This window comes from Neotamlana nanhaiensis, assembly GCF_000943555.1.
Taxonomy (GTDB): domain Bacteria; phylum Bacteroidota; class Bacteroidia; order Flavobacteriales; family Flavobacteriaceae; genus Neotamlana; species Neotamlana nanhaiensis.
In genome coordinates this window covers 393351-414695 of sequence record NZ_JTDV01000003.1, presented here as the reverse complement: position 1 = coordinate 414695, position 21345 = coordinate 393351, and the positions used below count along the sequence as shown (strand labels likewise).

The 21345-nt window shown below is 32.6% G+C and carries 13 protein-coding genes; 11 read left to right on the top strand and 2 right to left on the bottom strand.

Annotation, left to right across the window (positions count from 1 at the left end; all coding sequences use genetic code 11):
• Positions 1–9 precede the first annotated feature (9 nt).
• Positions 10–4185, bottom strand: coding sequence for a PAS domain-containing protein (locus PK35_RS07250; RefSeq protein WP_044626016.1), 4176 nt, complete (start codon positions 4183–4185; stop codon positions 10–12).
• Between the two features lie 185 nt (positions 4186–4370).
• On the opposite strand from PK35_RS07250, the gene PK35_RS07245 reads away from it, so the two are divergent.
• The 11 genes from PK35_RS07245 (at position 4371) to PK35_RS07195 (ending at position 18760) form a co-directional block, all read left to right on the top strand.
• The gene (locus PK35_RS07245) at positions 4371–4964 is read left to right on the top strand and encodes a non-canonical purine NTP diphosphatase (RefSeq protein ID WP_044626015.1); all 594 of its coding nucleotides are present in this window, start codon (positions 4371–4373) and stop codon (positions 4962–4964) included.
• A gap of 47 nt (positions 4965–5011) precedes the next feature.
• Positions 5012–7237 (top strand): RelA/SpoT family protein, encoded by a 2226-nt coding sequence (locus PK35_RS07240; RefSeq protein WP_044626014.1) that lies wholly within the window; start codon positions 5012–5014, stop codon positions 7235–7237.
• Between the two features lie 23 nt (positions 7238–7260).
• Positions 7261–7716 (top strand): Fur family transcriptional regulator, encoded by a 456-nt coding sequence (locus PK35_RS07235; RefSeq protein WP_044626013.1) that lies wholly within the window; start codon positions 7261–7263, stop codon positions 7714–7716.
• Between the two features lie 9 nt (positions 7717–7725).
• On the top strand, positions 7726–9000 hold the full coding sequence (locus PK35_RS07230; RefSeq protein WP_044626012.1) for an adenylosuccinate synthase: 1275 nt from the start codon (positions 7726–7728) through the stop codon (positions 8998–9000).
• Positions 9001–9112: 112 nt separating this feature from the next.
• Entirely contained in the window at positions 9113–11272 is a 2160-nt protein-coding gene (locus tag PK35_RS07225; RefSeq protein ID WP_044626011.1) for an OstA-like protein, read from the top strand.
• The gene (locus PK35_RS07220) at positions 11269–12450 is read left to right on the top strand and encodes an aspartate aminotransferase family protein (protein WP_044626010.1); all 1182 of its coding nucleotides are present in this window, start codon (positions 11269–11271) and stop codon (positions 12448–12450) included. Before PK35_RS07225 ends, PK35_RS07220 begins: the two co-directional genes overlap by 4 nt.
• Positions 12451–12611: 161 nt before the next feature.
• On the top strand, positions 12612–14000 hold the full coding sequence (locus tag PK35_RS07215; protein ID WP_044626009.1) for a tetratricopeptide repeat protein: 1389 nt from the start codon (positions 12612–12614) through the stop codon (positions 13998–14000).
• Positions 14001–14052: 52 nt separating this feature from the next.
• Positions 14053–14973 carry a polyprenyl-phosphate transporter gene (locus PK35_RS07210; protein ID WP_044626008.1) on the top strand — a complete coding sequence of 307 codons (921 nt, stop codon included), beginning with the start codon at positions 14053–14055 and terminating at the stop codon, positions 14971–14973.
• Positions 14974–15990 (top strand): DUF368 domain-containing protein, encoded by a 1017-nt coding sequence (locus PK35_RS07205; protein WP_044626007.1) that lies wholly within the window; start codon positions 14974–14976, stop codon positions 15988–15990.
• Positions 15987–16730, top strand: coding sequence for a shikimate dehydrogenase family protein (locus PK35_RS07200; protein WP_044626006.1), 744 nt, complete (start codon positions 15987–15989; stop codon positions 16728–16730). The genes PK35_RS07205 and PK35_RS07200 overlap by 4 nt, the downstream gene beginning before the upstream one ends.
• Before the next feature lie 104 nt (positions 16731–16834).
• On the top strand, positions 16835–18760 hold the full coding sequence (locus tag PK35_RS07195) for a DUF349 domain-containing protein (protein WP_044626005.1): 1926 nt from the start codon (positions 16835–16837) through the stop codon (positions 18758–18760).
• 7 nt (positions 18761–18767) lie between these two features.
• On the opposite strand, the gene PK35_RS07190 is transcribed toward PK35_RS07195, so the two are convergent.
• The gene (locus PK35_RS07190; RefSeq protein WP_082048543.1) at positions 18768–21281 is read right to left on the bottom strand and encodes a T9SS type B sorting domain-containing protein; all 2514 of its coding nucleotides are present in this window, start codon (positions 21279–21281) and stop codon (positions 18768–18770) included.
• Positions 21282–21345: the final 64 nt, after the last annotated feature.

Genomic DNA, 21345 nt, shown 5'->3' with positions numbered 1-21345 from the left:
ATATATATTTTAAAATAATACAGTAAAGGTTGAGCCCTCATTTACCTCACTGGTTGCAAATATACTACCTCCCATGGTTTCTACCTGCACTTTAGTCATAAATAAACCTACTCCTTTTGCTTCTGGGTGCCTATGAAACACTTTATTTAAACCAAATAATTTGTCACCATGCCGTTGTAAATTAATACCTAAGCCATTATCTTTTACCATTAATTTAATATTACCATTAATTAACTCTGTTTTTACAAAAATTTCTGGCTTGCGGTTTTTTGCTCTATATTTTATGGCATTTTCTACTAAATTAAGTAAAATACTCTCTAAATAAAATTTATTATATGAAATTTTACTTACTTCTGAAAAATCGGAATGTATAACAGCTTTACTTTCGTGTATTTGAGCCACCAGTGTTTCTTGTGTTTTTTTCAAAACATTACTAAACTTAATTTCCGTAATTTTTGAAGCATCGTTTTTAGTTTTTAAAGCTTCAACCAGGGTATTTAAGGTTGTGGTTAAATGCCCTACGACATTTTCAAACTTATCAAATAGTTGAGATTTTTCGGTGTTCGTTTCACTCGTATGGTATAAATCTAAAAGCGAATTTAAATTACTAACCGGCGCTCTAAGATTATGTGATGTAATTTGTGCAAAGTCTGATAGTTGTTTATTTTGATTAATAAGACGTTTTGCTAAAACTTCTAACCTCAAATTTGTTTTTAACATACGTTTTTGTTCCTGTAAATGTTTAGTTAGATCTTGATACGAGCCTTTTATTGTTACAATATCTCCATTATTGTTTAAAACTACACCTCCTTCAATAACAATATCTTTTATTTTACCCGTTTTGGTTATTATTCTATGGTCAATATCATTATCAAACTCTTTATCTATTAATATTCTATTAAACCTTTTAATAAGTTCTTCTTTATCTTGAGGATGAACAAATTCTGCTACATAATAATTAAAAAATGAAATAGATTTAGGAGGACTTGTTATTTCAAGAATATTTAGCACCCCTTGAGACCATGTAAAATCATCATTATTAACATCATAAGTCCAATTCCCAATAGTTGCCAAATTCTCAGAATAACTTAACATTCTATTTTTTTCCCGCAATTCTATTTCATTAAGTTTTTGCTTTGTAACGTCTTGTGCTGCGCCTTTTAATATTAAAACCTCGTTGTTTTCGTCGATTATAACTTCGCCTATTACACTTATAATTTTTGTTTTGCCTTTGGCAGTTACAACCTTAACTTCTATAGATTCATCAAAATATTTTTTAGTAATTACTTCTTGAACATATTCTGCAAAACGTAATTTATCGTCTGGGTGAATAAAATTCTCGAAATAATACTCAAAAGTTGGATTATCTATTGGTTTATCTATTTCCATAATATTATTAAATCCCTGTGACCATACGACGGAATTTGTTTGCACATTCCATTGCCAATTACCAAGCAAAGCGATGTTTTCGGCAAAACTTAACATATCGTTTTTTTCCGTAATTTCTTCAGAAAGCTTTTTTTGTTTAGTTACATCTTGAGTTGTGCCGTTTATTTTAATAATATCTCCTATACTATTAAGCCAAATTTTACCTTTGGAATGAACTGTTTTAACCACACCTTTATTGGTTAAAATTCTATAAACTAATGTACCCGAAAACTTTTTAACGCGCATTACTTTTTCCATATGAAGTTTAAAATACTCCCTATCGTCTGGATGAATTAACTTTAAATAAAAGTTATCAGTTATTGCTTTTAAAGATTTATCAACACCAAAAATTTTGTACATTGTTTTAGACCACTTCGTTGTACCATCAACCACATCCCATTGCCAATGTCCCATCACTGCTAAATCTTCGGCAAAATTTAGCATATCGTTTTTTTTGGTTAGCTCTAATTCTAATTCCTTTTCTTTGGTAACGTTTTGCATGGTACCTTTAACCAGTTCAATGTTACCATTAACATCTAATACAACTTTTCCTTTAGCTTCTACAATTATAGTATTGCCTTTTGCTGTAATTACCCGATAAATTATTACTTTTTCTTTCTTTTTTGTTTTGGATAGTTTGTTTATTTCTAATAACACATATTCAAGGTCGTCTGGGTGAACAAATTTTAAGTAATAATCTGCATCTATAACTTTGGGCACAGTAGCTTTATCTAGTTCTAATAAGTTATATAATCCATCCGACCAATAAAACACATCTGTTTTAGCACTCCATTGCCAATTCCCAATTTTAGCCAAATCTTCTGCAAAAGTTAACATCTCTTGTTTTTTCTCAATCTCTTGAGCTATTTCTCTCGCTTTGGTTACGTCTAGACTTGTGCCTTTTATGGAGATTATACGTCCGTTGCTATTTTTTATTAATTCCCCTTTAGATTGTAATATTTTTATTGCACCTGTGTTACTTATAATTTTGTATTCTTTTACATCACCGTAAGATTTGGTTTTAAAAATATTTACAAATTCATTTTCTACATATTCTTTGTATTCTGGGTGAATAAAAGAATAATAATATTTTAATGTAATTGGAAAACCTGTTTCTTCAAAATCCAACAACTTATACATACCATTAGACCACTTTATAATATTGGTTTCTAGGTTGTACTCCCAACTTCCCATTTTAGCCAAATTTTCAGTAAAATTTAGCATTCTATTCTTATCTAAAATTTCCTGTTCTGCTTTTTTTTGGCTGGTAATATCACGTATGGCAGCAGATACCAACTTTCCTTCTTCGGTTTGTATTGGGCTTAAGCTTATTTGTATTGGAAAAACTTCTCCATTTTTCTTCTTTCCAAACAAATCTTTATTTTGAAGATATTGTTTATGTTTAGGTTGTTTATGATATCCATCTCGTAAACTTTTGTGATGCCCCAAAAACCTATCTGGAACTAAAACCTCAACTGGTTTACCTGCTATTTCGTGAGGCTCATATCCAAATAGTTTTACAGCTTCTTTATTTACAATTTGTATTACACCGTTAACATTGGCTATTATCATGGCATCTGGAGCAGATTCTAGTAAACCTTTAAACTTTAATTCTGCAACATGTTGTTGCGTAATATCTTGGCAAGTACCTATAACCTCCGTTATACTTGAGTCTTCATTTGTTACAACCTCTCCTAAAACACGAATATATTTTAAATCGCCTTTTGGTGTTAAAACACGATGTACTAACTCTTCTCCAAATTGCTTTTCTGCAAGAGTTTTTTCAAAATGTTTATTTAATTTTTCACGATCTTCTTCAACAGTTAAATTAATTACGGTGTTAATAGAAATATCTTCAACACCTCTACTCATTCCCATAATATTGTACAAGTTATCAGACCAGACAACCTGTCCACTTGGAATTTTAATGCTAAAATGACCTAACTTAGCAATTTTTTGCGCTTCATTTAATTTTTCATTTTGCTTTTGAGTCTTTAAATTTTCCTCTTTTATATGCGTTACATCTTGAAAACAACCATAAAGCCTTATACATTTATCGTTAAAAAACTCGCCTTGGCCAATATCTCGAATCCAAATTACCTCGCCTGTATAGGTTTCAACTTGAAGCTCAATATCAAATGGTGTTTTATTTACAATAACTTCTTTAACAGCCTCTTCTAAACGTTTTTTATTATTATCGCTAAGAAAATTAAAGGTATCTTTTCCTTTGGGCTGGTAATTATCAGGTAGTTTTAATATTTCTTTTGCAACAGAATTTAAGGTATAATTATCTGTAGCTAAATCAAGTTCCCAAATACCTATTTTAGAAATTTTATTGGTACTATCCAATATTTTTTTTACCTTATCACTTTCTTTTTTTAATTTGTATTGGTCTGTAATGTCGCCTGTAAACATTAATAAACCTCCAATGCTGTCGTCTTCATTATACCAAGGTCTAACATCCCAATAAATCCATTGTACTGTCCCATCACGCCTTACAAACGGCGCTTCATCGCAAACATCGATTGCTCCATTTAAACAAGCCTTATGCTTTTCTTTCCAATCGTCTCCTATTTCGGGAAAAACATCATAATGCGATCTTCCTATTATAATTTCTTTTTCTTTTTTATAATCTTTACACCATTTGTTCGAAACGGCAATATATACCATGTTTGTATCTAGCATGGCAATAGATACAGGAGCTTGTTCTACAATAAGCTTATGGTAGTTTTTAACTAGGTTGGCTGTTTGATTCATTATTCTCTCATTAATTCATCATTGTAATTTATTCTTTGCTTGAAGCTAAATAAATTTCATTTTCATTTTATCTTTGATCTATAAATACAAATCTTAAGGTGAGAGAAAATCTTAAATAATTTATAGAACTGAGATTTGTATTGTAGTAAATATAGTTATTTTATATCAAAAAAACACGAAACCTTATGAAACTTGTTTTTGCAACCAACAATAAAAACAAAATTATTGAAGTCAAAAAATTACTTCCTAAGCATTTAACCATTTTGAGTTTAAAAGATATTGGGTGTTTTGAAGACATTCCTGAAACTAAAAACACTATTGAAGGAAATGCCAAACAAAAAGCAAGTTATATAAAAAACAAGTATGGATACAACTGTTTTGCAGACGATACAGGCCTTGAAGTTAACGCATTAAATGGCGAACCAGGTGTGTTTTCTGCCAGATATGCTGGGTTACAAAAAAACGCAGACGATAACATGAATAAATTACTCACTAATTTATCTAAAAACAAAAACAGAAATGCCCAGTTTAAAACGGTTATTGCATTAGCTGTAGATGATAGTATTTTTACATTTGAAGGCATTTGTAAAGGCATAATTACACACTCTAAAGCAGGAGATAACGGCTTTGGGTACGACCCCATTTTTAAGCCCGAAAATTTTGACGAAACTTTTGCCCAAATGGATTTAAAACTCAAAAATGAAATAGGACATCGCGGTAAAGCAACAAAAAAACTCATTACATATCTTAACAAAAAACTATTAGCCTCGAACAAATAATGAATAATGTTGTTGCGAATTAAGCAATATTGTTATAAATTTAATTTATGACTGAAGAAGCTATAGAAAAAGAAAATATTGCCATTACCAAAGCCTACAAAGAGTTATTAAAAGTTAGCTACACCACCCTAACCGATGATGACAAAAAACTTATACGTAAAGCTTTTGATATTGCCTTAGATGGCCATAAAAACCAACGCCGTAAATCGGGTGAAGCTTATATTTTTCATCCTATTGCCGTGGCTAAAATTGTAGCTCAAGAAATTGGGTTAGATGCCACCTCAATTGCCTCTGCTCTACTTCATGATGTTGTTGAAGACAGTCCAGATTACGAAATTGAAGACATAGAAAAACTTTTTGGGCAAACTGTAGCTACCATTGTGGCAGGACTTACCAAAATTTCTTCACTTAGTAAAGAGCAAGATATGGATGTTTCGCTACAAGCAGAAAACTTCCGTAAAATGCTGCTTACATTAAATGATGATGTACGTGTAATTATTATAAAAATTGCCGATAGATTGCATAATATGCAAACTATGGACTCCATGCGATCCGATAAGCAAATAAAAATAGCATCGGAAACATTATATATTTATGCCCCTTTAGCACATCGTATTGGGCTTTATAACATAAAAACCGAACTTGAAGATTTAGGTTTAAAATATACCGAACCCGATGTTTACAATGATATTTTAGGTAAAATAAAAGAGAGTAAAGAAGAACAAGATTTATATATTGAACAGTTTAGTGAAGTTATCGAGAATTCTTTAAACAAAGAAAACCTTGATTATACCATAAAAGGACGTCCAAAATCTATTTTTTCCATCCGCCGAAAAATGCTCAACCAAGGCGTGCCTTTTGAAGAAGTTTACGATAAATTTGCTATTAGAATTATTTATCAATGTGATGCCGACCCTAAAACCGAAAAGTTTATAGCTTGGAAAATTTACTCCATTGTAACCGATCATTTTAGACCCAACCCAACCCGTTTGCGCGATTGGATTTCATCACCAAAAAGTACAGGGTACGAAGCACTTCACATTACGGTTATGGGGCCAAAAGGACGCTGGGTTGAAGTACAAATTCGTAGTAACCGAATGAACGAGATTGCCGAAAAAGGTTACGCAGCACACTATAAATACAAACAAGCCAACGAAAAAGAAGATAATTTAGAAAGCTGGATAAACCGTTTGCAAGAAGCTCTAGAAAGCCCAGAATTAAATGCGGTAGACTTTGTAGAACAATTTAAGCTTAATCTCTACTCCAAAGAAATTTTTGTTTTTACGCCCAAAGGAGAACTAAAATCCTTACCAAAAGGTGCCACAGCACTCGATTTTGCATTTAGCATACATACCGAAGTTGGCATGCGTACGCGTGGTGCAAAAGTAAATGGTAAACTTGTTACTTTAAGTCATAGTTTAAAAAGTGGCGATCAAGTCGATATTATCACTGCAGAAAATTCTAAACCAAACGCTAACTGGCTCGATTATGCAACAACCGCTAGAGCTAGAGCTAAAATTAAATCGGCTTTACGAGAAGATAAAAAACGAATTGGTGAAGATGGTAAAGAAATTTTAAGACGAAAATTAAAGCACCTCAAAATTAACCTCGACGAAGAAGCTGTAAACGATTTAGTACGCTTTTTCGACTTAAAAACTAGCTTAGATCTATTTTACAGAGTCGGTGTTGGATCTATCGACAATACAATGATAAAAAACTTTGCTTCCTCCAGAAGCAATAGTATCATGTCGTACATAAAAAATAAAATATCTAGAAAAACCCCAATTAAAAAGGAAGAACTCGATAAACCCGAAATAACAGTAAACTATGACTCAATTGTTTTTGGTAAAGAAGAAGAAAAACTTGAATATAAACTTTCTAATTGTTGTAACCCAATTCCTGGCGATGCTGTTTTTGGTTTTTTAACTGTAAACGAAGGAATAAAAGTACATAAATACAACTGCCCTAATGCTGTAAGCTTACAATCTAACTACGCCTACCGTATTATGCAGGCTAAATGGATCGATTCCACTCAGCAAGAATTTTTAGTAAAAATTGTTATTACAGGAATAGACCATATTGGTTTAGTTAACGATATCACCAAAATAATATCAGAAAACATGCATGTTAACATGCAAAGTATAAGTTTTAAAAGCAATGATGGATTATTTTCGGGAAAAGTTAGCGTAATTGTTAAAAATAATACAATAATTAAAACACTTCTTCAAAAACTTAAAAAAATTAATGGTATAGATAAGGTTACAAGAGTATAAAAGTGTAAATTTGCGACGATATTATGGAGACAACAGCAGATAAAAACCAAGAGATAGTAAAAAGTGTTTTTACAAACTTTTTAGAAAAAAAGGGGCATCGTAAAACACCCGAGCGTTACGCTATACTTCAAGAAATTTATAATAACAACGAGCATTTCGATATAGAATCACTATATCTAAACATGAAAAACAAAAAATATCGTGTGTCTCGTGCTACGCTTTATAATACCATCGAATTGCTTTTAGAATGTGGTTTAGTTAGAAAGCATCAATTTGGGCAAAACCAATCTCAGTACGAAAAATCATACTTCGATAAACAACACGATCATGTTATTTTAACAGATACAGGTGAAGTTATTGAGTTTTGCGATCCAAGAATTCAATCTATAAAAAAAACAATCGAAGAAGTTTTCGACATCGAAATAAACAACCACTCGCTTTATTTTTACGGAAACAGAAAACCTAATACAAACAACTAACTTTTTACAATGGCAGTAGATTTACTACTAGGACTTCAATGGGGAGACGAAGGCAAAGGAAAAATTGTTGATGTGCTTACCCAAAATTACAATATTATTGCACGTTTTCAAGGTGGTCCAAATGCAGGACATACATTAGTTTTTAACGGCAAAAAGCATGTTTTACATACTATTCCTTCAGGAATTTTTCACGATAATGCCATCAACCTTGTTGGTAACGGCGTAGTTATCGATCCTGTAATTTTTAAAGGCGAATTAGATAAGCTGGACGAGCAAAATATAGATTACAAAAAAACATTACTCATTTCTCGTAAAGCACACATAATTTTACCAACACATCGTTTATTAGATGCTGCTAGCGAAGCCTCGAAAGGTAAAGCTAAAATTGGTTCTACCTTAAAAGGTATTGGTCCAACGTATATGGATAAAACTGGACGTAATGGTATTCGCGTAGGCGATTTAGAACTTAGCGACTGGAAAGAACGCTACCGTAATTTAGCCGATAAGCACGAATCGATGATTGCCTTTTACAATGTTGATATTGAGTATAATTTAAAGGAATTAGAAGAAGAGTTTTTTAATGCTGTTGAAGTTTTAAAATCTTTAACTTTTATCGATTCTGAAGAATATATTTACCAAGCTCAAAAGGATGAAAAATCTATTTTAGCAGAAGGCGCTCAAGGTTCCCTTTTAGATATAGATTTTGGTACATACCCATTTGTAACATCTAGTAACACAACCGCTGCAGGAGCATGTACAGGTTTAGGTGTTGCTCCAAACAAAATTGGCGATGTATTTGGTATTTTTAAAGCCTACACTACCCGTGTTGGTTCTGGTCCATTCCCTACCGAGTTATTCGATGAAGATGGTGAAACTATGGGACGTGTAGGGAACGAATTTGGTGCAACCACAGGTCGTCGTCGTCGCTGCGGATGGTTGGACTTGGTCGCTTTAAAATACGCATGTCAAGTAAATGGCGTAACCCAATTAATGATGATGAAAGGCGATGTGCTTTCAGGTTTTAAAACCCTTAAAGTTTGTACCGCTTATAAATATAATGGTGAAGAAATTGCTCATTTACCATACAATATCGAACCTGAAAATGTTGAGCCTATTTATACCGAATTTAAAGGTTGGAATGAAGATTTAACTGGTATGTCTGAAGCGTCGCAACTTCCAAGCGAGTTAAACGATTATATTGCATTTTTAGAAAAAGAATTAGAAATTCCAATTACTATTGTTTCTGTTGGCCCAGATAGAAAACAAACTATTTTTAGGAATTAATAATTCTAAATTAATATTCAAAAAACGCTTCAATATAAATTTGGAGCGTTTTTTGTTTACAAGCAATTAAACATCATATTTATCGTTATTTTTGCGACAAACTTTTAATATTTTGAATACACTACAAGTTCTATTTTTAGCGTTCGTTTTTAGTTTTATTTCTGTTTCAAACACATTTTCTCAAGAAAACAAAAAAATTGAAATCGAATATGCTGGTAAATTAACTATTGATGAAGCCAATTACCCTGGAGCTAAAATTTTAACCCGTGATGATGCCCAACAAGTTCTAATACATCATCAAGGAACACATATGTGGTGCGACAAAGCTATTCACTATGGTAAAGAAGATTTTATTGAAGCTTATGGAAATGTTAAGCTAATACAAGGAGACACCATCAATATGACTTCAAAATACATTGAATATAGTGGATTAACCGAATTAGCTTTTGCTCATGGCGATGTAGTTTTAAAAGACCCAAATTCAACAATTACAACAGATACCTTATATTATGATAAACTAAATCAACAGGCTTTTTATAGAACCGGCGGCACAGTAGTTAAGGATTCTTCAGGAACCATTACGAGTAAAATTGGACGTTACTACATGAACATGAAAAAATATCAATTCGTTGAAGATGTTGTTTTAGCAAACGATAGTACAACCGTAAACTCCAACTACTTCGATTTTTATTCCGATTCTGGTCACGCCTATCTTTTTGGTCCTTCAACTATAACAAACCCTGAAAGTAAAACCTATTGCGAAAAAGGCTTCTACGACACCAAAAATAAAACAGGTTACGCTGTAAAGAATTCAAAAATTCATTACGACAATCGAATTGTTGAAGGTGATAGTTTGTATTTCGATAATAATAAAAGTTTTGCTTCGGCTACAAATAATATTAAAGTCACCGATACTTTAAATAATAGTATTATAAAAGGGCATTACGCCGAAGTTTACAAAGCCAAAGATTCCGTTTTTATAACCAAGCGAGCCTTGGCTATTACTGTTCAAGAAAATGATTCTATTTACATGCATGCCGATAAAATTATGGTAACAGGTAAGCCCGAAAACCGTATTGTAAATGCTTATTATAATGCTAAAATTTATAAATCGGACATTAGCGGAAAATCCGATTCAATTTACTCCAACCAAAAAACTGGATTAACCAAGCTTATCAACATTTCAAAATTAGCAACCAACGATAAGTTTTCAACTAAAAGAAAACCTATTTTATGGAATTATGAAAATCAAATGACGGGTGATACCATTCATTTAATATCGAATAACGAAACGGAAAAACTCGATTCGCTTTTGGTGTTTAATAATGCCTTTGTTATTAGTCAAGATACCATTAGTAAAACAGGGTTTAATCAAATAAAAGGCTTAAGTTTAGTTGGTCTATTTAATGATGAAAACCAACTACGACAAGTCGATATAACCAAAAACGCAGAATCTATTATTTGGGCTAGAGATGACCAACAAGCCCTTATTGGTATTGATAAAGCAAAATCGGGAAGTATTACCATGCTTTTCGCCAATGGAGACATTGAAGAATATACCAGATTTAATCAAGTTGATGGTACCCTATCACCTGAATCAAAATCACCCGAAAAAGAACGTATTCTTAAAGATTTTGATTGGAGAGAAGACGAGCGACCGCTTAGTGTTGAGGATTTATTTAAAGACGATCCGCCTTTTGAATTACCTATTATCAAAGGTTTAGAAGATTATGTACCGCAAGATGTCTTCTTTAATGACGAAATGATGGGGCGTATTGAATTGGCAGGTAAAATGTCTCCTCACTTACTAAACAATGTAACAACAAAATTAAACAAAGACATTTCCAATAAAAACTTGTTACAGTTTTTTAATGATTTTAACAATCCTAAATGGGCCAAACATCAGGTTAAAGTAGAATCAAATAGTATAAGTGCGCCTAATGGAGCTTTGGAAGCAACAAAAATTGTAGGAACTGGCTCAAAAAACGGATATTTTTATCAAGTTTTGAATAAAACTAAAGGTAAATTTGCCTTCTCCATTTGGTTAAAAGGTAAAGGTGATATTTCTATGGTACTTCAAGAAGCCTCAAAAGATTACACTTGGTACAAAACCTCCAAAATAAAACTTACCAACTATTGGAAAAATTATACAATTGAAACCGAAAAAGAAAGCGATAATCAAAAGCTAAGATGTGTATTAGCTGGTATTCAAGAAACAGACGAGCTTTATGTGTGGAATTCAAATGCTGAAGAAATAACTGAAGATAAATGATAACAGATTTCATTAAATACCAAGCCCAAACCTCTCCGCATCCATTAGGATTAGAAATTTCTCATGCCAAAGGTTCTTATATTTACGATGTTGAGAATAATGCGCATTTAGATTTTGTTGCAGGTGTTTCGGCCACGCCTTTAGGACATAATCATCCAAAAGTTATTAAAGCCATAAAAGCACAATTAGATAAATACATGCACGTTATGGTATACGGCGAATACGCACAAAAACCAGCCGTTGAACTTGCCAAACTATTAGCCAAAAATCTTCCAAAAACCTTAGAACAAACCTACTTAACCAATTCGGGTACCGAGGCTATTGAAGGTGCTTTAAAACTAGCAAAACGAGCCACTGGACGAAGCGAAATTATTTCCGCTAAAAACGCCTATCATGGCAATACCATGGGTGCTATGAGTGTCATGGGATATGAAGAACGCAAACAAGCTTTTAGACCGTTATTACCTAATATTAAATTTATAGAATTTAACAATCTAGAAGATTTAAATCAAATAACCTCGAAAACAGCAGGTGTTATTTTAGAAACCATTCAAGGTGGAGCAGGCTTTATTTTACCGGAAAATAATTATTTAGAAGCTGTTAGAAATCGTTGTAACGAAGTTCGTACGCTTTTAATTTTAGATGAAATTCAACCAGGTTTTGGTAGAACGGGAAAACTCTTTGGTTTCGAACATTATAATTGTATTCCAGATATTTTAGTTACTGGAAAAGCTCTTGGTGGCGGTATGCCTATTGGCGCATTTACAGCAGCAAAAAAATTAATGTCGTTATTGCAAGACAACCCAAAACTCGGACATATAACTACTTTTGGTGGGCATCCTGTAATAGCTGCTTCGGCTTTAGCCACGTTAAAAGAAATTACAGGAACCGCTTTAATTACCGAAACTCTAGAAAAAGAAAAATTATTTAGAAAACTATTAATTCACCCGTTAATTAAAGAAATTCGAGGAAAAGGTCTCATGTTAGCACTAATTATGAAAAATGCCGACATAACCAATCAACTTATACTAAAATGCAAAGACCAAGGTTTAATACTTTTCTGGTTATTATTCGAACCAAAAGCTGTTAGAATTACACCGCCTCTTACCATTTCGCATCAAGAAATAGAAAAAGGATGCCACACAATATTGTCAATTTTAAATCAAATAGACACTTAATTTTCTCATATTAAAATTATAAGTCTACACATTATCAATTACCTATTTATAGATTTTTTTTACAAAGTTGTTGATTACTTTGTTAAAAACATTTCTTATTTTTTCGTTAATAAAGCAAAATAGAAATTAACTTTATTTCAGAACAAATTACAAATTTGCTTATGGATTTTAGTCCGGAAGACAACAATAACTTACCGCTTACAAAGTTTGAATCAATGCTTAAAACCAACCACGTTTTATTTTTTGATTCTGAGGAATTCGAAAACATTATTCACCATTACCTAAATCAGGGTAAAATTGCCTTAGCGAAAAAAGCTATAAAATTAAGTTTAGATCAACACCCAAGTTCAGTTAACTTAAAACTATTTAAGGTAGAAGTTATGGTTTTTGAAGACAAGCTTGACGAAGCCGATGAGATGCTAAACGAGCTTCACTTACTCGATCCAACAAATGAAGAAATTTATATTCAAAAAGCAAATATATTTTCGAAACGCGACGACCATCATCAGGCCATAAAAGTGCTAAAAACAGCCATAAGCTTAACTGATGATGCCGTTGATTTGTACTCGTTAATTGGTATGGAATATTTATTTTTAGATGAATATGAAGATGCCAAAACCTATTTTATGAAATGCTTAGAAGAAGATCAAACCGATTTTTCTTCATTATATAACATTATTTATTGCTTTGAATTTTTAAACCAATTTGAAGATGCTATTTCGTATTTAAATATGTTTTTAGACGCGAATCCTTATTGCGAAGTGGCATGGCATCAATTGGGCAAGCAATATTTAGTTTTAAAAGATTATAACAAAGCGCTTGCTGCATTCGATTTTGCTATAATTTCTGACGATACTTTTGTTGGTGCCTACCTCGAGCGTGGTAAAGTTTTAGAAAAACTAAAACGCTACCAAGATGCGATAGAAAGTTATACCATCACTTTAACACTCGACGATCCTTCGGCTTTTGCGCTATTACGTATTGGTAACTGTTATGAAAAGTTAAAGAAAAACGATTTAGCGCTTCAATTTTACTCAAAAGTAACACGAGAAGACCCATCGTTAGATAAAGGTTGGATTGCTTTAACTCGATTCTTTTACAAAAAAAAAGATTACAATAAAGCCTTGTCTTACATAAATTCGGCATTAAATATAAATTCTGAAAATGCCACCATTTGGAAATTATATTCGCAAATAAATCAACGCTTAAAATTTTACGAAGAAGCCGAGAAAGGCTTTAAAAAAACTTTAGAGTTAGGTAATTACGAACTTAACACATGGCTATCAAGAGGCGATTTACTTATTAAACTTGGCGAACCAGAAGCCGCAATTTTTAATTTTGAGCAAGCCGTAGATTTTTACCCCGACAATGCCGAACTAGAATACCGTTTGGCAGGATTATTCTTTTCTTTAAACGAAAACAACAAAGGCATTTTCTATTTAAAAAATGGGTTAAAACATAACGAAGATTACGCCTTTATTATTGAAGAGTTGTTCCCTGATGTTGCAAATAAAATTCTGGTAAAAAACATTCTAAAAACAAATCTTTAACAATAGGTTTAATTAAATTGTATACCTTTGATTTTTACTTAAAAAGTCACGTATGCAGCGAAGTTTTAAAGACTATTTTATTCTTTCATTAAAAGGTATGGCTATGGGAGCCGCAGATGTAATTCCTGGAGTTTCTGGAGGAACAATTGCTTTTATTTCTGGTATTTATGAAGAGTTAATTACATCGTTAAACAATATTAGCTTTTCTTTAATTAAAACTTTAAAAACCGAAGGATATAAAGCCACTTGGAATCAATTAAACGGAAATTTTTTACTTGCTCTTTTTGCAGGAATTGGTGTTAGTGTTTTATCATTAGCTAAAGGTATAGAATGGTTACTTCACCACCACCCAATATTGCTTTGGGCCTTCTTTTTTGGTTTAGTTTTAGCAAGTATCATTTTTATAGGCAAACAAATTACAAGGTGGAAATTATCAACCATTTTAGTTCTAATTATTGGTGCTTTTATAGCTTTTTATATTACGCAATTACCTTCTATGTCTGCAAACCAAAGTTCCTGGTTTTTGTTTCTAGCAGGCGCTTTAGCTATTTGTGCCATGATACTGCCTGGTATTTCTGGAGCCTTTATTTTAGTGCTATTAGGTGCATATCAACCAATATTATCGGCTTTAAATACAAAAGATATAAAAACCATTGCAATTGTTGGTTGTGGCGCTATTATTGGCCTACTGTCATTCTCTAAACTATTAAAGTGGTTATTTAAAAACTATCATAATCTAACTTTAGCAGCTTTAACGGGTTTTATTCTGGGCTCATTAAACAAAATTTGGCCTTGGAAAAAAGTACTTTCCTATCGTACCAATTCTAAAGGGGAGCAAATTCCGTTTTTAGAGCAAAGTATCTCGCCATTTTCTTTTGAAGGCGACAACCAACTTGTGTTTGCATTGTTGCTCATGGTTATTGGATTTTTTACCATCATCATCTTAGAAAAATTAGGAAATAAAAAACCTTAAATGGAGAGCACACGTACACTAACCGATAAGATATTCCTAGTTTTAAAAGGATTAGGCATGGGAGCTGCAAACAAAGTTCCTGGTGTTTCTGGTGGTGTCGTAGCTTTTGTTGCTGGTTTTTATGAAGAATTTATATACTCCTTAAAAAAAGTCAACCGAAATGCTTTTAAACTCCTTTTTAATGGGCGATTTAAAAGCTTTTTCAGGTATATAAACGGTAGGTTTTTAAGCTTGCTATTCTTAGGAATGCTTATTAGTTACTTTAGTATTTCAAAGGTATTAGACTATTTAATTGTACATTACGAGCTGTATGTTTGGAGCGTATTTTTTGGAATGATTATAGGCTCGATTTATTACATTAATAAAGACTTCAAAGTTTGGAATTACAAAACCATTACAGCTTTAACCATTGGCATTTTAGCAGGAATTAGTATAAGTTTTTTAAATCCAGCAAAAGAAAACGACAACCTTTGGTTTGTATTTTTTTGTGGCATTATTAGCGTTTCCGGCATGACACTTCCCGGATTTTCTGGCTCATTTATACTTATTCTGCTTGGGAACTACGTGTTACTTTTAGTAGATTCTGTAAATGCTTTATACGATACTTTTGCAAGTATATTTAAAGCCGATTTTAGTTTTATTCAAGATAAGCAACGCCTGCATATGTTAAAAGTACTCGCGGTTTTTACTATTGGTTCCGTAACTGGTTTAGTAACATTTTCGCATGTATTAAGCTATATTTTAAAACATTACAAAAATATTACAACGGCAACAATTATGGGTTTTATCATTGGGTCTTTAGGCGTTGTTTGGCCCTGGAAAAAAACCATTTACAGGTTAAATACCGATGGAAGTTATTTACTTGATAGTTCTGGAGAAAAAATAATAGAATTTTATAAACGCTACATACCGCAATTTGAACCCCAAACCTACTTTGCCATTGCCTATATTGTTTTAGGAATAGCCATAGTTTTAGGTTTGGAGTGGTACGGACAAAAAACAAGACAAGCAAAATGAAAAAATTAGGACTTTTAGGAAAAAATATTTCATATTCGTTTTCGCGAGCCTATTTTAAAGAAAAGTTTGAAAAAGAAGGCATTAATAACGTTTCTTACGAAAACTTCGATATAGAAAATATATCACAATTCCCTGAAATTATAAAAAACACTAAACGACTTAAAGGGCTAAATGTAACAATTCCATATAAACAAGAGGTCATTCCTTATCTCGATAAAGTCAACAAAAAAGCCAAGTCTATTGGTGCAGTTAACACCATAAAAATTACTAAAAAGGGAAAATTAGTGGGTTATAACACCGATTATTATGGCTTTTCAAAATCTCTCGAACCCTTTTTAAAACCGCATCATATGAGCGCTTTAATACTTGGTACAGGAGGCGCTAGTAAAGCTGTTGCTTATAGTTTAAGTAAGCTAGATATTCCATATCATTATGTCTCTCGAAAAAAATCGGAAGGCGTTTCATACACTTATGAAGATTTAACAAGTAGCATTATAAAACAGCATAAAATTATAATTAATTGCACACCCTTAGGTACTTTTCCAAATATTGAAGACTGTCCAAATATTCCATATAATGGTATTACCAACCATCATATTTTATTCGATTTAATTTACAATCCAGAGGTAACCCAATTTTTAAAATACGGAATCGAAAAACAAGCAACCACCATTAACGGCGGTAAAATGTTAGAATTACAGGCCGAAAAAGCTTGGGCAATTTGGGACATCGTTAAATAATACTACACATTTTATTTAAAAGTTAGGTCTGCTTTTTTGTAAATAACAAGGTTGTTACTATCTTTATATCAATTGAGCAAAATAAGAACCTTAACATTTATAAAATGTCTGACGAAAAAAACACATCTAAATCTGAAGAATTAGAAAACATAAATTCTAATGAAGCAACTTCCGAAACTAACAATACTCCAGATGAAAACACTACATCTGAGCCTGTTAATACCACAGAAGATGATGCCGTTTTAAATGAAATTGAAGAATCAAATGCAGAAGACGCTGAAGATGAAGGCAATAAAGACAGACATACCATTGAGGTAAAAGCCTACGACACCATGTCGTTAGAAGCTTTAGCTATAGAATTAGAACGCCTACTAAAAACTGAGAAAATACAAGCCATACGTTCTCATGTATCAAGCATTAATGCAGAATTTAAAAGTAAATTTGATACGCTTCTTGAAGAAAAAAAAGAAGAATTTATTAATGATGGCGGACATGAAATTGACTTTTATTACTCCTCTCCTGTTCATAAACGATTTAAAACAGCTTACCGCGAATACCGTCAAAAATTAAACGACCATTATCAAAACATTGAAAAAAATCTGAAACAAAATTTAGAACAAAAACTCGAAATTATTGAAGAGTTAAAAGGTTTAATAAATGTTGAAGAAAATATAAACAGCACCTATAAACATTTTAAAGAATTACAAGAACGCTGGAGAAACACGGGACCAATTCCTCGCGATAAATACAATAACGCTTGGAATAGTTACCATCACCACGTAGAAATTTTTTATGATTTCTTACATCTTAATCGAGATTTACGCGACTTAGATTTTAAACATAATTTAGAGAAGAAATTGTTGATAATTGAGCGTGCTGAAGCCCTAGCAAAAACCAACGACGTTTTAATGGCTTTTAGAGAGTTACAAGAGCTTCATAAAATGTGGAAGGAAGAATTAGGGCCAGTTGCTAAAGAGCATCGCGAAGAAATTTGGGAGCGCTTTAAAACAGCAACAAAAACCATAAACGATAAGCGACAACTTTACTATAAAGAAATCGACAAGGTTTACGAGAAAAACTTAGAGAAAAAACTCGAAATAATTGAAAACATTAATGCCATTCATCTACAAGAAATAAGCTCTCATAGCGCATGGCAGAAAAAAATTAAAGAGATAGAAACCCTTCGCGAAGCCTTTTTTAATGCCGGAAAAGTACCTATAAAAGTAAACGAAGCGACTTGGGCAAAGTTTAAAGAAGCTGTAAGAACATTTAATCGTAAAAAGAATGCTTACTATAAAGGACTTAAAAAAGAACAATACAGTAATTTACAAAAAAAGCTCGATTTAATTCAAATTGCCGAGGATAATAAGGATAGTGAAGATTTTGAGGTTACCACACCGCTTATGAAGAAAATTCAAAGCGATTGGAAAAAAATTGGTCATGTACCAAGAAAAGACAGTGATAAAATTTGGAAACGCTTTAAAGCGGCCTGCAATTTTTATTTCGATAAACTTCATGCCACCAAAAACGCCGCAAACAAAGAGTTTATTGAAGCTTATAATAAAAAGAACGCCTTTTTAAACGCGTTAAAAGATATTAAACTTACTGGTAGCAAAGACGAAAAAATTGCAAGCATAAAAGAAAAGATTGCGGAGTGGCAAACTATAGGACGAGTACCCAACGACAAACGCTATATTGAAGGTAAATTTCAAAAAACAATTGATGGTTTATTGTCGGCTTTGGATATGGAGAAAAATGAAGTTGAAATGATTAAATTTGAAAATAAACTTGATACGTTGTCGGCTGCCTCAGAAGATACCCGAGATTTAGATAACGAACGTGCTTTTATTAGAAAAAAGATTGATGAAGTAAAAAGCCAAATAAATCAACTTGAAAACAACCTTCAGTTTTTTACCAATGTAGATGACGATAATCCGCTTGTAAAAGAGGTTAAAAACAATATAAAAGCCCACAAAGAATCGTTGAATTTGTGGAAAACAAAGCTTAGTAAAATTAAAGAATTATACTAAACTTGTTTTAACGTAATAAACTAAAATGGCCTCGGTAAGTTTTAATATTTCCCGAGGTTTTTTCTATAAGTGTGGCCACAAACCAATAATCGGCTTTAGGCAAAGTAGTACCTTTAAAAGTACCATCCCACACGCCAGTTTTTGCATTAAATTGAGTAATTAATTTCCCATAACGGTTAAAAATACATACTTGCGATGCATTTGTAAAGTCGTTATCTAAACCTTTAAGCTGCCAAAAATCGTTTTTACCATCATTATTTGGTGAAAAATATTTTGGAAACCCTAAAACAAAAACCTCTATACTCGCAATTCCACAGGCATTTTTATCTCTAACAAACAAAGTATGCTTTCCTGCTGGTACAAAATTAAAATATGGTTCGTCTTGATAGTTACCTGTACTATCATTCAAGTTAAATTCGTAAGTACCAATACCTAAATTATTATTGTCAGTTTTTATCGAAATAGTGTTGTTATTACTTACAGCATTTATTACCAAATCTTCCTTTGAAATTGACGCAACCTCCGATTGATTAACCGTATAATATTGTGGTACAGATGTACAACCTGCACTCGAGGTAGCTGTGACTGTAAAAGTACCTCCGGTTTCAGTTTCTAAAACTCCAGATGTACTAACAACATCACCAGATTCGTTTTGCCATAAATAAGTAAAACTTTCCATGGTGCCAGTAACCGATAAAACAATGTTACCACCATCGTTACAAAAAGTCTTATTCTGTTCAATAGTAAATTCTGGTTTGGGTTGCACAGTTAACTGTAAGTGCGCTCCTAAACCAAAACAATCGCCGTTATCAAGGCTTTCAACCCTAACAAATAGTGTTTGAGAAAAAGCAGTTTCATTTGTGTAAGTTGTTTGTTGCGAAATTTCGTTTTGCTCTAATTGGGCATCATTTAAATTTCTGTAATAATGCACGCTTAAATTTTGACCCTCAGGAAATTGTTGAATAAATTCATTTGAAGATTCAGTTAAATCGAATGCATAAAAACCATCAATATTGTCATCATCGCAAACTTCAAAATTATACAAAAATCCATTTGAAAATGAAGTTGTAGATGTTTCTAATTGTATAGTAGAAACGACGAAGCAACCTTGATTATTTTCAATCCGAGCATAAACATTATTTCCATTTAAGTTATTATATTTTTCTGGAGTTTCAATAGCATTATCATTTAATTCGGCGGCATTATATGAATTATAAAAACGCACCGAAAAATCATCGGAATTATTATTTATGAAAAAATCTACTGATTCATTTAAATTGAAATCGGTAAAACCATCTGGAGTACCATCTACATCGCAATTTTTAAACACAATAGACTGTTCATAATTTGGCAATTCGAATATTGTTGCAACAACAGGAATTCTATCTCCTATTAAACATCCATTTTCTGAAGCCAAAACATAATAGGTTGTTGTTGTGTTTAAAAATGGTGTGCTAAAACTATTTCCTGTAAAAATAGGCGTTGCACTGTTAAGCGATTCAAACCAGATTACATCTGCTGCTTCTTGATTTGCAAATGCTTCTAACTGTAACATACCGGCGCCACATCGATTTGCATCAACCGTACTATTAATTTGGGGTATATATATACTTGTACTTGTAGAAATATTTAGTTCTGGGTCTCCTGGCATACCGCCATACTCAACAATAAATCCTTTAGGGTAATAAGCTCCTGGCGGCTCACCGACTTCTCTTAAATCGTTCCATGCACCAGGTATTCCAATAGATGGATCTGTAATATGCAAATAATCTTCACCGCCGTTAACATTATTAGGCTCATTATAATTCCAATTAGCATAATTAGGTGTGCTGCCATTTACGGCGCCATTCCAAAATACAGTGCCCGCTTCGGGGCCTGTAACCCATTTCCAAACGCCTTCGGTTTCCAAATCGTTTCCGCCCAACCATCCTGCTCCAGAAGCTTGCTCCCCTACTAATTGAGCTTCTTCAGGATAAAGTACAGTGGCTAAATACCCTTGTAAACCAAAATAGGTTCGTGTTTCGGCTTTTGCCTTTGCTGCAGTCCAGGTCACGCCATAATCGGCAATATATTCGTAATAATGATTGGTTAGAGGCAAGTAATTTGCATCACCGATAGTAATTGAAAACACTTTGTTATTGGGACTATTATTAGTACTTTTAAAAGTAACATCTAAAGTCGCTGCTATTAAATCGGTATAACTTGCCAAAGGTGCATTGCTACTTTTTAAGGTTAGCTTGCCTTCTGATGTATTCCAAGTTGCCGTGATATTCGCGTGAGAGCCTGTTAAACTTAAAATATCATGACTCATTTCGTACCCTTCGGAAATTTGAATATAAAGGGCTTCAATTTCTGTATCGTCTGGATCTTCAATAGTAAATTCTGTAACAATATGTATTTCCGAATTAGGACAATATGCTTGATTTCCAGATGCTGTTAAAGTTGGCGCAATATTTTGCGCCCATGAAAACATAGAACAACACAGCAAAATATATAATATTGATTTTATTTTTTGCGGCATTAAAAATTAGTTGGTCAATTTATAAAGAAACTGATAAATTTTTAATTGCCTTTAATTTACCGAT